13 protein-coding genes are annotated in these 15,043 nt (G+C 65.8%); 7 read left to right on the top strand and 6 right to left on the bottom strand.

Annotated features, from left to right (window positions below; translation table 11 throughout):
- The 6 genes from PVW46_RS01565 to cysG all read left to right on the top strand — a co-directional run.
- A partial coding sequence (locus PVW46_RS01565) for a nitrate ABC transporter ATP-binding protein (protein WP_274574195.1) occupies positions 1-1,233 on the top strand: 1,233 nt, incomplete at its 5' end.
- Between the two features lie 5 nt (positions 1,234-1,238).
- Positions 1,239-3,671 (top strand): nitrite reductase large subunit NirB, encoded by a 2,433-nt coding sequence (nirB, locus tag PVW46_RS01560; RefSeq protein WP_069210904.1) that lies wholly within the window; start codon positions 1,239-1,241, stop codon positions 3,669-3,671.
- Positions 3,668-4,000, top strand: a complete 333-nt coding sequence (nirD, locus tag PVW46_RS01555; RefSeq protein ID WP_043137201.1) for a nitrite reductase small subunit NirD — start codon at positions 3,668-3,670, stop codon at positions 3,998-4,000. Before nirB ends, nirD begins: the two co-directional genes overlap by 4 nt.
- The gene (locus PVW46_RS01550; RefSeq protein ID WP_069211008.1) at positions 4,000-6,621 is read left to right on the top strand and encodes a nitrate reductase; all 2,622 of its coding nucleotides are present in this window, start codon (positions 4,000-4,002) and stop codon (positions 6,619-6,621) included. Before nirD ends, PVW46_RS01550 begins: the two co-directional genes overlap by 1 nt.
- Complete coding sequence (locus PVW46_RS01545) at positions 6,618-7,562, top strand: glycosyl transferase family protein (protein WP_069210905.1); 945 nt, start codon at positions 6,618-6,620, stop codon at positions 7,560-7,562. Before PVW46_RS01550 ends, PVW46_RS01545 begins: the two co-directional genes overlap by 4 nt.
- Positions 7,563-7,575: 13 nt before the next feature.
- On the top strand, positions 7,576-8,967 hold the full coding sequence (cysG, locus tag PVW46_RS01540) for a siroheme synthase CysG (RefSeq protein ID WP_274574188.1): 1,392 nt from the start codon (positions 7,576-7,578) through the stop codon (positions 8,965-8,967).
- A 7-nt stretch (positions 8,968-8,974) separates the two neighbouring features.
- Here the strand turns inward: cysG and PVW46_RS01535 are convergent, their stop codons facing one another.
- Together PVW46_RS01535 and PVW46_RS01530 are read right to left on the bottom strand one after the other, a co-directional pair.
- Positions 8,975-9,160, bottom strand: coding sequence for a hypothetical protein (locus PVW46_RS01535; protein ID WP_043137189.1), 186 nt, complete (start codon positions 9,158-9,160; stop codon positions 8,975-8,977).
- Entirely contained in the window at positions 9,157-10,761 is a 1,605-nt protein-coding gene (locus PVW46_RS01530; RefSeq protein WP_069210906.1) for an FAD-dependent monooxygenase, read from the bottom strand. Before PVW46_RS01530 ends, PVW46_RS01535 begins: the two co-directional genes overlap by 4 nt.
- Positions 10,762-10,829: 68 nt before the next feature.
- On the opposite strand from PVW46_RS01530, the gene PVW46_RS01525 reads away from it, so the two are divergent.
- Entirely contained in the window at positions 10,830-11,546 is a 717-nt protein-coding gene (locus PVW46_RS01525; protein WP_274574180.1) for a helix-turn-helix transcriptional regulator, read from the top strand.
- A gap of 55 nt (positions 11,547-11,601) precedes the next feature.
- Here PVW46_RS01525 and PVW46_RS01520 read toward each other — a convergent pair whose 3' ends face one another.
- The 4 genes from PVW46_RS01520 to PVW46_RS01505 form a co-directional block, all read right to left on the bottom strand.
- Positions 11,602-12,630 carry an extracellular solute-binding protein gene (locus PVW46_RS01520; RefSeq protein ID WP_069210908.1) on the bottom strand — a complete coding sequence of 343 codons (1,029 nt, stop codon included), beginning with the start codon at positions 12,628-12,630 and terminating at the stop codon, positions 11,602-11,604.
- Positions 12,631-12,650: 20 nt separating this feature from the next.
- Positions 12,651-13,460 (bottom strand): ABC transporter permease, encoded by an 810-nt coding sequence (locus PVW46_RS01515; protein WP_069210909.1) that lies wholly within the window; start codon positions 13,458-13,460, stop codon positions 12,651-12,653.
- A gap of 2 nt (positions 13,461-13,462) precedes the next feature.
- Positions 13,463-14,383, bottom strand: coding sequence for an ABC transporter permease (locus PVW46_RS01510; RefSeq protein WP_069210910.1), 921 nt, complete (start codon positions 14,381-14,383; stop codon positions 13,463-13,465).
- Positions 14,383-15,043 (bottom strand): ABC transporter ATP-binding protein (locus tag PVW46_RS01505; protein ID WP_274574172.1); only part of this gene is annotated, 661 nt, incomplete at its 5' end. The genes PVW46_RS01510 and PVW46_RS01505, both read right to left, overlap by 1 nt.

Here is a 15,043-nt window from a genome sequence, read left to right as displayed (position 1 = left end):
GCCATGTCGCCCGAGGTGCTGCTGCTGGATGAGCCGCTGTCGGCGCTCGACGCGCTGACCCGGGCCAACCTCGCCGAAGAGATCGAGAGGATCTGGGAGGCGGACAAGAAGACCTGCGTGCTGATTACCAATGACGTGGATGAGGCGATCCTGCTGGCCGACCGCATCATCGCGCTGAACCCGGATGGCACGCTGAGCGAAGAGTTCAAGGTCGACATCGCCCGCCCGCGTGACCGCTCTGCCATGAACCACGACGAAGGGTTCAAGGCACTGCGCGCGCAGGTGACGCAATACCTGATGGACGTGGGCATCGAAGCGAAATCCGAAGGCAGCAAGGTGCTGCCGGACGTGACCCCAATCCACGGTGTGCCGCAGGCGGTCAAGGACGCGCAGCAGGGCATGATCGACGAACGGTTCCTCGATTTCAGCCAGTTGCACAAGGTCTACGCCACACCCAAGGGCCCGCTGACCGTGGTCGAGGATTTCAACCTGAAAATGGACCGGGGCGAGTTCGTCTCGCTGATCGGCCATTCCGGGTGCGGCAAGTCCACTGTGCTGACGATGGCCGCCGGTCTGAACGAGATTTCCAAGGGCGCGATCAAGCTGGACGGGCGCCACGTCGAAGGCGCCGACCCGGAGCGGGCCGTTGTTTTCCAGTCGCCCTCGCTGTTTCCCTGGCTGACGGCGCGCGAGAACTGCGCCGTGGGCGTGGACAAGGTTTATCCCAAGGCCAGCCGCGCCGAACGTCAGGACGTGGTGGAATACTACCTTGAACGGGTCGGCCTGGCCGATGCGATGGACAAATCGGCCAGCGAGCTTTCGAACGGCATGAAACAGCGGGTCGGCATCGCGCGGGCCTTTGCGCTCTCGCCCAAGCTGCTGCTGCTGGATGAACCTTTCGGGATGCTCGACAGCCTGACGCGCTGGGAACTTCAGGAAGTGCTGATGGAGGTCTGGGACCGAACCAAGGTCACTGCGATCTGCGTCACCCATGACGTGGACGAGGCGATCCTGCTGGCCGACCGGGTGGTGATGATGACCAACGGGCCGCAGGCCACGATTGGCAAGATCGTCGACGTCGACCTGCCGCGCCCGCGTACCCGCAAGGCGCTGCTGGAACACCCCGACTACTACGATTACCGCGCCCAGGTGCTCGATTTCCTGGAGGAATACGAACACGGCGCCAAACCCAAGCCCAAGGCCCAAGCGCCGCGGGCCATCGCGGCGGAGTAATCCCCATGAAACAGAAACTTGTCGTCATCGGCGCTGGCATGGCCTCTGGCCGGGTGCTGGAACACCTGCGAGAGCAGGCCCCGGACCAATATGACATCACGCTGTTCAACGCCGAACCGCGTGGCAACTACAACCGCATCATGCTCTCGCCCGTGCTGTCCGGCGAAAAGACCTACGAGGAAATCGTCACCCATGACGACGACTGGTATGCGCAGAACGAGATCACCTGCCGCTTTGGCGAGCATGTGGTGGGCATCGACCGCGACACCAGAACGGTCACGGGCCAGAACGGCGCGATCAGCTATGACAAGCTGCTGATCGCCACCGGCTCGGCCCCCTTCATCATCCCGGTGCCGGGCAAGGATCTGCCCGGCGTGATTGCCTACCGCGACCTGGACGATACCAACGCGATGGTCGAGGCCTCGGCCAAGGGCGGCAAGGCCGTGGTGATCGGCGGCGGCCTGCTGGGGCTGGAGGCGGCGGCGGGGCTGGCCCTGCGCGGCATGGAGGTCACGGTGCTGCACCTGATGGGCCACCTGATGGAACGCCAGCTGGACGAGGCAGCGGGCTACCTGCTGAAAAAAGATCTGGAGGACCGAGGCATCACGGTGATGACCAAGGCGGCGACCAAGGCCATTCTGGGCGAGGATCGCGTCGAGGCCGTGCTGCTGGAGGACGGCACCGTACTGGACGCCGATCTTGTGGTTATGGCCGTGGGCATTCGCCCGGAAACCCGGCTGGCCAATGATGCCCATCTGGAGGTGGCGCGGGGGATCGAGGTCAACGCACAGATGATGACCTCGGACCCGGACGTGCTGGCCGTGGGCGAATGTGTCGAACTTGACGGGCAGTTGTTTGGCCTTGTTGCGCCGCTCTACGATCAGGCCAAGGTGGTCGCGGCAACCCTGATCGGGGAAGAGGCGGCCTTCGTGCCCAAGGAGCTTTCGACCAAGTTGAAGGTCACGGGCTGCGATCTTTTCAGCGCAGGGGATTTCGCCGAGGGCGAGGGGCGTGAGGACGTGGTTTTCCGTGACCCATCGCGCGGCGTCTACAAGCGCCTGGTGATCGAGGGCGACAGGCTGGTCGGCGCGGTGATGTATGGCGACACCGCCGACAGCAACTGGTTCTTCGGCCTGATCAAGGACGGCACCGACATCTCGGACATGCGCGAGACGCTGATCTTTGGCCCCGCCTATCAGGGAGGCGGTCAAGCGGACCCTCTCTCAGCCGTTGCAGCCTTGCCGCCTGAGGCAGAGATCTGCGGGTGCAACGGCATATGCAAGGGTCAGATCGTCCAGGCCATCGAAGGCGGTGCCACCGATCTCGGCGCGGTCAAGGCCACGACCAAGGCCAGCGCCTCCTGCGGGACCTGTACCGGACTGGTGGAACAACTGTTGCAGGTGACGCTTGGCGACGGGTTCGAGACGCCCACGGCCCAGCCGGTCTGCGGCTGTACCGATCTCAGCCATGAGGACGTGCGTCGCCTGATCAAGAGCCAGGAGCTGAAATCGCAAGAGGCCGTCTGGCAAGAACTGGGTTGGAAGACGGTCAACGGTTGCCACACCTGCCGCCCGGCGGTGAACTTCTACCTGCTGGCGGACTGGCCGCTGGACTATACCGACGACCCGCAAAGCCGCTTCGTCAACGAGCGCAACCACGCAAACATCCAGAAGGACGGCACCTATAGCGTGATGCCGCGCATGTGGGGTGGCATGACCACCCCGCAGGAACTGGTGGCCATCGCCCAGGCGGCCGAGAAATACGGCGCCACGGTCAAGGTGACAGGTGGCCAGCGGATCGACCTGCTGGGCGTGCGCAAGGAGGACCTGCCCGCGATCTGGGCCGATCTGAACAGGGCAGGCATGGTCTCGGGCCACGCCTATACAAAGGGGCTGCGCACGGTGAAGACCTGCGTTGGTTCGGATTGGTGCCGTTTCGGCACGCAGGATTCCACCGGACTGGGCATCAAGCTGGAAAAGCGGCTTTGGGGGTCCTGGACACCGCACAAGGTCAAGTTGGGGGTGTCCGGCTGTCCGCGCAACTGTGCCGAGGCGACCTGCAAGGACATCGGCATCGTCTGCGTCGACTCTGGCTACCAGATCGGTGTCGGCGGCGCCGCGGGCATGGACGTCAAGGAGGTCGAACGCCTCGTGGACGTCGCCGCCGAGGAAGAGGCGATCGAATGGACCGTCGCCTTTGTCCAGCTCTACCGAGAGAACGGAAAATACCTCGAGCGGGCTTACAAATGGCTCGCCAAGGTCGGGCTGGACTGGGTGCAGGAGGTGCTGGCCGACCCCGTGGAACGCGCGGCGCTGGTTGACCGTTTCGACCTGTCGCAAAGCGTCTACCAGACCGATCCCTGGGCCGAACGGGCCCGCCCGGACGTGGCGCAAGGCTTTCAGCCGCTGGCCGATTTCACACTGGAGGCAGCAGAATGAACTGGACCGACATTGGTGCCGTCACGGATGTTCCCCTGCGCGGTGCGCGCCTGGTCAAGACCCAGGCGGGTTGCATCGCGGTGTTCCGCACTGCCGAGGACGAGGTCTTTGCCGCCTCGAACGCCTGCCCGCACAAGCAGGGGCCATTGTCCGAGGGCATCGTGCACGGGCAGAAAGTCACCTGTCCCCTGCATAACTGGGTTTTCGACCTGAACACAGGCGAGGCGCAGGGGGCCGACGAGGGGCGCATCGCGGTCTACCCCGTGCGGATCGAGGCGGGGCGCATCCTGCTGGAGATCAGCGCGCTCCAGAACCGGAGCGCGGCATGATGGCGGGGGCAGGGCGGAAAACTGTCCGGTCCACCTGCCCCTATTGCGGGGTGGGCTGCGGCGTCTTGCTGACCCCGCAGCCGGACGGAGGTCTGGACGTGCGCGGCGACCCTGACCACCCGGCCAATTTCGGGCGCCTGTGTTCCAAGGGCTCTGCGCTGGGCGAGACGGTCGGGACGGGCCACCGCCTTCTGACGCCGCGGATTGGCGGGCGGGAGGTCAGCTGGGAGAGCGCCCTCGACACGGTGGCCGAACGCTTTGCCTCCACCATTGCCGAACACGGGCCGGACAGCGTTGCCTTCTACGTCTCCGGGCAATTGCTGACCGAGGACTACTACGTGGCCAACAAGCTGATGAAAGGTTTCATCGGTTCGGCCAACATCGACACGAACTCTCGTCTTTGCATGGCCTCGACAGTGGCGGGGCACAAGCGCGCCTTCGGCACAGATACGGTCCCCGGCACCTACGAGGACATCGAGGACGCGGACCTGGTGGTCCTTGTCGGCTCGAACCTGGCCTGGTGTCATCCGGTCCTGTACCAGCGTGTTCTTGCGGCGCGAAAGGCGCGCGGCACGCGGATTATCGTCGTGGACCCGCGCCGCACCGCCAGTTGCGACGGCGCCGACATGCACCTGGCGCTGGAGCCGGGATCGGACGTCGCCCTGTTCAACCGGCTCTTGGCGGAAATCGACGCGCGTGGCGCGGTCGACGCGGATTTCCTGGGCAACACCACGGGATTTGACGAGGCGCTGGCGCAGGCCCGCGCCGAGGATGGCACAGCGACAGGACTGAGCGAGGCGCAGATCGCCGCCTTCTGTACCGAATGGATCGGGACGGAAAAGGTTGTGACGATCTACAGCCAGGGTGTGAACCAGTCCAGTTCGGGTTCGGACAAGGTCAATGCCATCCTGAATTGCCACCTTGCCACCGGGCGTATCGGCAAACCGGGCTGCGGCCCTCTGTCCGTCACCGGCCAGCCCAATGCAATGGGCGGGCGCGAGGTCGGTGGTCTGGCCAACATGCTGGCTTGTCACCTCGACCTCGAAAACGCCGATCACCGCGCCGCTGTGCGGGATTTCTGGGCGGCGCCCACTGTTCCCGACGCACCCGGACTCAAGGCCGTCGACATGTTCAACGCCGTGGGCGAGGGGCGCATCAAGGCGCTCTGGATCATCCACACCAATCCCGCGGTGTCCATGCCCGATGCCGACCGTGTGCGCGACGCCATCACGGGGTGCGATTTCACAGTCGTCAGCGACATCACCGCCGAGACCGATACCGCGCGGCTGGCCGATGTGCTGCTTCCCGCCAGCGCCTGGGCGGAAAAGGACGGCACCGTTACCAATTCCGACCGCACGATCAGCCGCCAGCGCGCAGCCTTGCCAGCGCCCGGGAGCGCCCGCCCCGACTGGGAAATCCTCGCCGAGGTCGGCCGTCGCATGGGCTGGCAAGGAGCCTTCGACTACCAGTCCCCGGCAGAGATCTTTCGCGAATACGCCGCACTTTCGGGCATCGCAGGGTCCTTTGGCCGCGATTTCGATAATTCTGGCCTTGTGGGCGAGGACTACGACGCGTTGCAGCCGACCCGCTGGCCGGTCAGCGCCAGACGCGAGGGCGGGCGTTTCTTTTCCGATGGCCGGTTCTTTCATGCCGACCAGAAGGCCCGCCTGGTCCCTGTCTCGTGGCGTCCGCCGGTTGCGAAGACCGCCCCGCGCTACCCGTTCCGCCTCAACACCGGGCGCACACGTGACCAGTGGCACACGATGACGCGGACGGCGCTTTCGGCGCGGCTCTCGGCGCATCTGGCAGAGCCCTTCCTGGAAATCCATCCCGCCGACGCCTTCGCCAAGGGCATCGGGTCGGCCGACCTTGTTCGGGTCGACAGCCCGCAGGGCAGTGCCATCCTGCGCGCTCGCATCACCGATGCCGTCCGTCCCGGGCAGGTCTTTGCGCCCATGCACTGGACCGGCGAAACCGCACCCTCGGCGCGGATCGACGCGCTGGTGGCGGCGGTGACCGACCCCGTCTCGGGCCAGCCGGAAAGCAAGGCCAGCGTGGTCAATGTCACGCGGCTCAACGCGGCATGGTACGGTTTCGCGGTGTCCGCCCGGCCGATGACGCCAAAGGCCGCCTATTGGGCGCGCAGCGTCACCCGTTCGGGCCAGCGTGCCGAGCTTGCCGGGCTGGACACGCCGCAGGATTGGGAGGCCGAAGCGCGCGCGCTGTTCGACCTGCCGACAGCCGAACTGACCTCGGTCACGGGGCCGGGGCAGGGGAATGCACGTCTGGCCTTTCGGGAAAACGGGCAACTGGTTGCGGCGCTGTTCGTGTCGTCCACGCCCATCGCCGTGATGCGCGACTACCTGGCCACGCTGCCGGATCAGCCGGACCAGAGCCTGCTCTCGGGCCGCTCGCCCGCCGATGTTCCGGACCCGGGGCCGATCCTCTGTTCCTGTTTCGGGGTTGGCGTGAACACGATCCTGAGCGCCATCGAGGCAGACGGGTTGCTGAGCGTCGAGGCCATCGGCGTGGCCTTGCAAGCAGGCACGAACTGTGGCTCCTGCCGGCCGGAACTGGCCGACCTCCTCGCCTCCGTCCAGCAGAAGGAGGCCGCGGAATGAGCCTGGCCGCCCATGTGCGCACGCTGGGCCGTGGCCCGGGCCGGTCGCGTTCCCTGACGGAGGATGAGGCCGTCGAGGCCATGTCGCTGATGCTGGAAGGCGCCGCGCCCGAGGCGGTCGGTGCGCTTTTGATGCTGCTGAGGATGAAGGGCGAGACGTCCGAGGAAATCGCAGGGTTCGCCCGCGCTGCGCAGGCGCCGCTGGCCGACTGGCCCCGCGCCGACCTGGACTGGCCGTGTTACGCCGCCGGTCGCAGCCGTGGTCTGCCCTGGTTTCTCCTGGCCGCAAGACTGGTCGCGGCCAGCGGCCAGCGTGTTCTATTGCACGGCTGGAACGGGCCGGATCAGGCGATCCGCGACGGGCTTGTTGCCTTGGGTATCCCGGAGGTCCGCAGCCCGGCGCAGGCCGCCTGGGCGCTGCAGGCGGGCAACATCGCCTATGTGCCGCTGGAAGACGCGCATCCTGCCCTGTTCCAGCTGCTCGACCTGCGCCGGACCCTTGGCCTGCGCTCCTGCATCAACACAGTTTGCCGGATGCTGAACCCGGGTCGCGCTTCCGCCAGCGTGCAAGGGGTCTTTCATCCCTCTTACCGGCAGTTGCAGGCCGACGCGGCGCAGCGCTTGGGCTGGCGCAACCTGACCGTCATAAAGGGCGGCGGGGGCGAATTCGAACGCCATCCGGGCATGGAGATCGCCGGTTTCGGCCTGCGAGAAGGCGCGGCATGGCAAGGCAGTTTTCCGGCCCTGACAGGGGATCATCGCCGACTGTCGGATCTGACCCTGTCCGCCGAGGCGCTCACCGTGCTTTGGAACAGTGACGAGGGCCCGGAGTTCGCCCGCCAGATCGTCCTTGGCACCGCCGCGCTGGCCTTTGCCACGCTGGACCTAGCCCCCGACCTATCCGCGCTGTGGCAGGCGCGCCCCGTTCTGCAGACCGCCTGACAGGAGACCCGCCATGAAAAGCTTTCCCATGTTCATCCGTACAACGGGCCGGTGCGTCACCATCGTCGGCGGCGGCGAGCAGGCGGCGCAGAAGGCGCGGCTGATCCTCAAGACCGACGCCCGGATCCTTCTGGTCGCGCCTGAACTTGAACCGGAATTGCAGGCGCTGGTTGCCGAAGGCCGCGCCCGTCACCAGCATCGCCTGACCCCCGAGGTGTTCGCGGATGCCGCGATGGGTTTCATCGCCACGGGTTGCCCGGCATTCGACGCCTCGGCGCATGCGCTGGCCAGGGCCATGCGCTGCCCGGTCAACGTGGTCGACCGCCCCGACCTTTGCGACCTGACCACGCCCGCGCTGGTCGATCGCGATCCGGTCGTCATCGCCATCGGCAGCGAAGGCACCGCCCCGGTCCTGACCCGTGAGATCAAGACCCGCCTCGAAGAAATGCTGTCCCCCTCATTGGGAGGGCTGGCGGCCCTGGCCGGGCGGCTGCGCCCGATGGTCAATGCCCGGGTGCCGCGCAGCCAACGCCGCGCCTTCTGGGCTTGGGTCTTCAAGGGGACGCCCCGCGCGACATGGGCCCGGGGCGGCGAACGCGAGGCCGCGCAGGCCATCAAGTCCGCCATAGCATCGGGCGGCGCACCCAATGAGGCGGGGCACGGCCATGTCGCCCTTGTCGGCGCCGGGCCGGGGGCGCGTGACCTGCTGACGTTGCGTGCGGTGGAACGGCTGCAAGAGGCCGACGTGATCTTCTACGACCGGCTGGTCGACCCCGAGGTGCTGGAACTGGCGCGGCGCGACGCGGAACGTGTGTTTGTCGGAAAACACGTCGGCGCGCATAGCTGGCCCCAGGATCGCATCAATGCCGTGATCCTGGCCGCCGCGCGTCAGGGCAAGCGGGTGGTGCGGCTGAAATCCGGTGATCCCGGGGTCTTTGGCCGCGCGGGCGAGGAAATCGCCGTATTGCGCGCCGCAGGTATTGCGGCGGAGCTGGTTCCGGGCATCACGGCGGCCTCTGCCGCGGCGGCCGCACTGGGCGAGCCTCTGACCGAACGGGGCATTTCTGACACGCTGATCCTGACCACCGGCATGTCGCGCGAAGGCGCCGCGCTGCCGGACAGCACGCGGCACGCGGCGCCGGGAACCACCTCGGCCTTTTACATGTCGGTGCGGCAGGCGGCGCGCATCCGCGACGACTTGATGGCGCGCGGGATGCCGCCTCAGGCCCCCGTGCGCGTCGCGATCGAGGTGTCCAAGCCCGGCGAGCACCTTTTGACTTGCCCCCTGGTCTCGCTGGAAGAAAGTCTGCAGGAGGTCGGATGCAAGGGCTGTGCGGTGATCCTTGTCACCTGGCCCGAGGCGGCGGTGCCTGCCGTTCCGGCGGCAGAGACATGTGCTGCCTGACCCTGTATCAGTCCCGGCGTTCCAGCCCGGAACGGCACTCTGCGATCACTTCCAGCACCCGTTCCGTGCGGCCAAGGTCCTCGGCAAGGGCCAGCGCCAGCTTGGCCAGAAAGACCTCGCCCTGGTCCGGTCCAACGTCGTCGATTGCCACTGCCATTGCCTCGTAGACGCGTTCCAGCTCTGCCTGGGTCATGCGGTTTCCTCCTCGCTGATCGCCATGCGGCCCAAGGCCAGGGCCAGTTTTTCCGGCGTGACCTTGCGCCAGCGCGCCGCGACATGCAGATCGGGGCGCACCAGGTATGCGCTTCCCTGCACGGCACCATAGGCCCGGGCCACCGGGCCATCGGCCGGCAGGCGCAGGACAGACAGGCCCGGCGGCATGTCTAAACCCGGGTCGCCGAAGGCCAGCAGGGTCAGGCCCTTGCCCAGCCGCTCGCTCAGGAAACCATCTTCCAGCGCCACGTCCCGGATCATCGCGCCCGGGATCGGCCCGGCGTCAAAGCCCGGATCGTCCGGCGTGGTGGCCGGGCTGTCGGCATAGGTATGCGGCGTCATCTGGCGTGGATTGGCAAGGTGCCCGGCGCTCTGTCGGCTCAGCGCCAGTGACAGCGCCGCATCCCGCATCACCCGCCAGCCATGCGTGGGCGGTGTCATGAAACGCGTGCTCTTGGTGGCATTGGCAAAGACATCCAGCGTCGCCCCGCGCCGTTCGGGCGTGTAGCTGTCCAGAAGGTTCTCACCGGCGGCCCGGTTCAGGACAGCGGCCAGTTTCCAACCGATGTTGTGCCCGTCCGCGATGCCGTTGTTCAACCCGCGTACGCCGAAGATCGGAACGATATGCGCGCTGTCCCCGGCAAAGAACACGTGGCCCTGCCGGTAGTCGTCCAAAAGCAGGGTGTTGGCGGAATAAACGCTCCACCATTCCAGGGCGTAGCCGCCATCGTGGCCGATCTCGGCCAGCACCCCTTCGACCGAGGCGCGCACGTTCTCTTCGCGGGTAGCCTCCTCGTTGGTCTCGTCCTCGCGCAACTGGTAGTCGATGCGCCAGATGTCGTCGGGCTGGCGGTGGATCAGCACCGTGCCGCCCGGCCGGCAGGCCGGATCGAACAGCGCACGGCGGATGGTGGGATAGTCATGGGCCATCTTCACGTCGGCGATGATATAGCGGCCCTCGTAGTTCTCACCCTTCAGGCGCAGCCCGCACATCCCGCGCATCGCGCTGCGCGCGCCATCGGCGGCGATCACCCAGCGCGCGGGCAGGGCGTAGCGGCCGTTCGGATCCTCGACCGTCAGCACCGCGCCCTCCGGGGCCTGTTCCAGCCCCGTCACCCGGCTTTGCCAGCGCGTCTCGATCAGGGGGGAGGCGGCGACCGCCTTCCACAGGAAAGCCTCGATGTATTGCTGTTGCAGGTTGTACATCGGGCGGAACTTTTCGTCCGCGCTGTCGGGCATGTCGAATTCCAGGATCTGTCGCCCGCGATAGAAGGACCGCCCCTTCGTCCAGCCAAGCGATTTTTCCAGGAAGGGCGCCGCGATGCCCAACTGGTCCAGAATGTGATAGCTGGACCGCGAGATGCAGATGGCCCTGCTGCCGTCGTTGAAGGTGTCCTTGGCGTCCAGCAGGACGCTGCGCACCCCGTGCTGGGCCAGCGTCAGCGCGGCGACCATGCCGACCGGCCCGGCCCCAACCACGGCGACCGGGGTCTGCGGTTCGACCTCTGGTCGCGCCGGCGGGTCGAAATGCGGGTAGTCGAAGTAAAGCGAATCCAGTTCGCCGCGTCCACTGGGGCGCATGTCCCGTCCTCCTCGTCTTGTCCTGTGGGATGTGTACCAGAGCGCGCCGGTGGATTATGTCCTGCAAAATGAAGGACAAGCCGACACCGGGGATGGATGACCTGCTGGCCGGGATCGACACCTGCCTTGCGCTGACCGGGCGGGATGCCTGGACAGATGCCTTTGTCCCCTGCGTGGCCGCCACGGGGGCGGCGCAGGTCATGGTGTTTTCCTACCGTGCGGACAGCGCCGCCTGCCTGCTGTCGCGCAACTTTCGCAGCGCGGCCCTGGGGCCGCGCCTGGCCGAGGACTATCTTGGGGGGTGGTTTCGGCAGGATCCGCTGTTTCATCGTGCCCTGGCATTGGAAACCGGCGCGCTGGAGGTGGTCGAAAGTGGGGCCGTCATCGGCGGGATGACCGGCGAGTATCGCGCGCGGTTCTATGACCGTCCGGGACTGGATGGAAAGACGGCCGTTCTGGTGCGTGGGCCTGCGTTATGCCTTGCGGTGAACTTTTATTGGCCAAGGGCCGGGGATGGCGGAGCAGAGACAGCCATACGCGTACTGGCGAGGCTTGCACTCTTGCATTTCGAGGCCCGCGCCGAAAGCGGCTATCCCGCCCCGTTGGCCGTCCTGTCCGAGCGCGAGCGGGACGTCTGCCTGGGCATTCTGTCGGGAAAGAAGGCTGAGGTGATCGCCGGTGAGCTTGGCGTCGCCGTGTCGACCATCGCGACCTATCGGACCAGGGCCTATGAGAAACTGGGCATATCTTCGCGCGGGTCGCTGTTCGCGCTGTGTAGGGCCTGAACGAAAAAAAGGGGAGCGCGGCGCGCTCCCCTCTCGGATCGACGGACCCGGTGTCTCACTTCTTCAGGTTGGTCCAGATCTGGTCGTAGACCTCTTGCGTTTGCTGGTCGCAAACCTCGATGAAGACACCTTTGCCGGCGTCGGCGGGCGGATTGGACTCCGGTTGTTTGGCCAGTTCCGGGTCAAGGAAGGGGCCCACGCCATCGACACCGGCGACGTAGCGCGCATAGTTGGTCACCGCCGCGATGTTCTCGGGCTCCAGCAGGAAATCCATGAACTTCAGCGCGTTTTCACGGTTGGGCGCATCCTTGAGCAGCACAACGTTGTCCATCCAGACGATATAGCCCTGTTTCGGGAAGGCGTATTCGATGTTCGCGCCTTCCTGCCGGGCCTTGGCGGCGAAGCCGTCGTAGATCTGCCCGACAGAGGCATCGCCCGAGACCAGCACCTCTTTCGCGGTGTCCGAGTTGAACGAGGCCCAGTGCTGTTTTGCCTCCTGCAGCATGGCGTTCAGCGACTTGAGCTGTTCGCGGTCGGTGGAACACTGCGGGATTCCCATGTGCAGCGCGGCCATCGCCATGACCTCACCCTGGCTGTCCAGCATGTTGATCTTGCCCGAAAGCGCGGCGGGCGGGTTGAACAGGATGTCGGTGCTGTCGATGGGGCCATCGAAATCGTCCCGGTTCACGGCAAAGCTGGTCGAGCCCCACTGGTAGGGGATCGAATGCGCGCGGCCCGGATCAAAGGAGGGATCGGCCCATTCCGGCTGGATGTTGCCCTTGTTGGCCAGCTCCCCCTCTTTGATGGTGTCCAGCAGGCCCTCACCGGCCATGATCTGCACCATGTAGTCGCCGGGAACGGCCACGTCATAAGTGCCGATGGCGCCCGCCTTGAGCGAGGCCAGCAGCGCCTCGTTGCTGTCGTAGGTGTCCATGACCACCTCGACGTCGTGTTCTTCTGCGAACTTGTCCAGCAGGTCCTGCGGGATGTATTCGAACCAGTGATAGATGACGAGCTTGCCCTCGGCCGAGGCCATGCCTGTGGTCAGGGCCAGTGCGGCGGCTGTGGTGACGAGTTTATTCATGTGTTTTCCCCTCTGTTGGATCAGGTCTTCCGGTCCTTGCGGCTGATCAGCCATGATAGTGTCACCATGACCACCGAGACGCCAAGCAGCATCGTGGAAATGGCCATGATGTTGGGCTTGATGCCCTGTTTGACCGCGCCGAAGATCGCCGTCGGCAGGGTTTCGACGCCCGCGCCCTTGACGAAATTGGTGATGATGAAATCGTCCAGCGAGACGATGAAGGCCAGGATGAAGCCCGAGACGATGCCCGGCGCCATCAGCGGCAGCAGCACGCGGGTAAAGGCCTGTCGCCTGGTGGCGTACAGATCCATCGCGGCCTGTTCATAAGTCGCCTCGATCCCCTGCATCCGGGCCGAGATCGGCAGGTAGGCAAAGGGGATGCAGAAGGCGATATGCGCCAGGAGGATCGTCAGCAACCCGCGGTCGAAACCGATGGCGTTGAAAAAGATCAGCGTGGCGACGGCGGTTACAATCTCAGGCACCATCAGCGGCAGGGAGATCAGGCCGAAGGACAGGGTGCGCAGCCGGAACTTGCCGCCGCGCAGGATGGCGGTGGCCGAAAGCGTGGCGATGGTGGTGGCGACCGTGGCGGCGATCAGCGCGATGATGAAACTGTTGCGCGCCGCAGATTTGAACTTGGCGCTTTCCGGGCCGGTGAAGACATCGGCGTACCAGCGCAGCGACAACCCTTCCCAGTTGGTGATCGAAGGCGAGGCATTGAAGCTGTAGACCATGACCACGATCAGCGGGGAATAGAGGATCACCAGGCAAAGGAGCGTGATCGCGCGAAAGCCGGGGTAGACACGCAGGTCGTATTTTCCCTTTGCCATGATCAGCCCTCCGTCCTGGATTGCTGGCGGGCAAAGATCAGCAGGATGATCAGCACCATCGTCAGCAGGATCATCGAGGCCGCCGCGCCGAAAGGCCAGTTGCCCGCGTTGCCCTTGAACTGTTCCTCGATCAGAGAGCCGATCATGAAGTTCCTTGCCCCGCCCAGCAGGTCAGGCGCCAGGAAGGACCCCAGCGAGGGCACGAAGACCAGGATGCAGCCCGCCACGATCCCCGGTTTGACCGAGGGCAGGAGGATACGGCGCAGCACCGTCCAGCGCGGGGCGTAGAGGTCCGAGGCCGCCTCGGAGAGAGCGAAGTTGTAGCGCTCGACAGCGGCATAGATCGGCAGCACCATGAAGGGCAGGTAGGAGTAGAACAGGCCCAGTTGCACCGCGAAGTTGGTGTTCACGATGGCCAGCGGTTCGCTCAGCAGCCCGGTGCCGGTCAGGAAATCGTTGAGCGGCCCCTCGTCGCGCAAAAGGAACTTCATCGAGACAGTGCGGATCAGCAGGTTGACCCAGTAGGGGATCGTCACGAGGAAAACCCAGAGCGTGCGCTGGCGTGGGGGGCGCGTGGCGATGAAATAGGCGGTCGGGAACCCGATCGCGAGGCTCAGCAGGGTCGCCGCCCCTGCCTGCCAGATCGAGCGCCAGAAGATCTGGATATAGGTCCATTCGATGGAACAGGGTTCATCCCCGAACAGGCCGCGATTGCAGAAGAACTGGTCATAGGCGCCCAGGCTGAATTCCCAGATCACGCCGCCGCGGAATTCCTTGGTCAGGAAGGAATAGACCAGCATGATCGCCACCGGGGCCAGCACCAGGATGCCCAGCGTCACCCAGGCCGGCAGCAGCAGCCATGTGCGCGCCTCTGCATAGGTGTCGCTGGTCGAGGATCCGCCCGTTGCCGCACCGCCCGCCATCAGTCCACCAGGAGGCGCGCGGCCCCCCGCTCCATGTTGACGAAAACCTCTGTGCCGGGCTCGAAGACGCGGGACGTGCCCCGGCTGGAGTTGGAGGCGCGCACCCGGAACTCGGGCCCGTCGTCGAGGTCGAGGATGGTCGAGATGTCGGTGCCGATGAAGATGTTTTCCCGCACGCGGGCCTTCAGGCTTTCGCTTTCGGTGGGGGCGGACGACAGGAACAGCCGTTCGGGGCGCAGCGACATGTGCACCCTGGCGCCCGCGCCGATCCCGTCCACGGCATCGCAGGTCAGCCGGTGGCCGCCGCCCAGGTGACAGGCCGCGCGGCCCGCGTCGATCTGGTCCACCGTGACTTCCAGCAGGTTGGTCTCGCCGATGAAATCCGCCACGAACATGTTGCGGGGGCGTTCATAGATCTCGCGCGCATCGCCCAGTTGCTGCACCTCGCCCGCCGACATGACGGCGACGCGGTCGGACATGGTCAGCGCCTCTTCCTGGTCGTGGGTGACAAAGATGAAGGTGATTCCGGTTTCCTTTTGCAGGTGCTTCAGCTCGATCTGCATGGCCTTGCGCAGCTTGAGGTCCAGCGCGCTCAGCGGTTCGTCCAGCAGCAGCACCTTGGGCCGTGGCGCCAGCGCGCGGGCCAGGGCGACGCGCTGT

Source organism: Mameliella sp. AT18 (genome assembly GCF_028807275.1).
In the GTDB taxonomy this organism is placed as follows: Bacteria; Pseudomonadota; Alphaproteobacteria; order Rhodobacterales; family Rhodobacteraceae; genus Antarctobacter; species Antarctobacter albus.
This window is presented reverse-complemented; position numbering and strand designations above follow the sequence as displayed.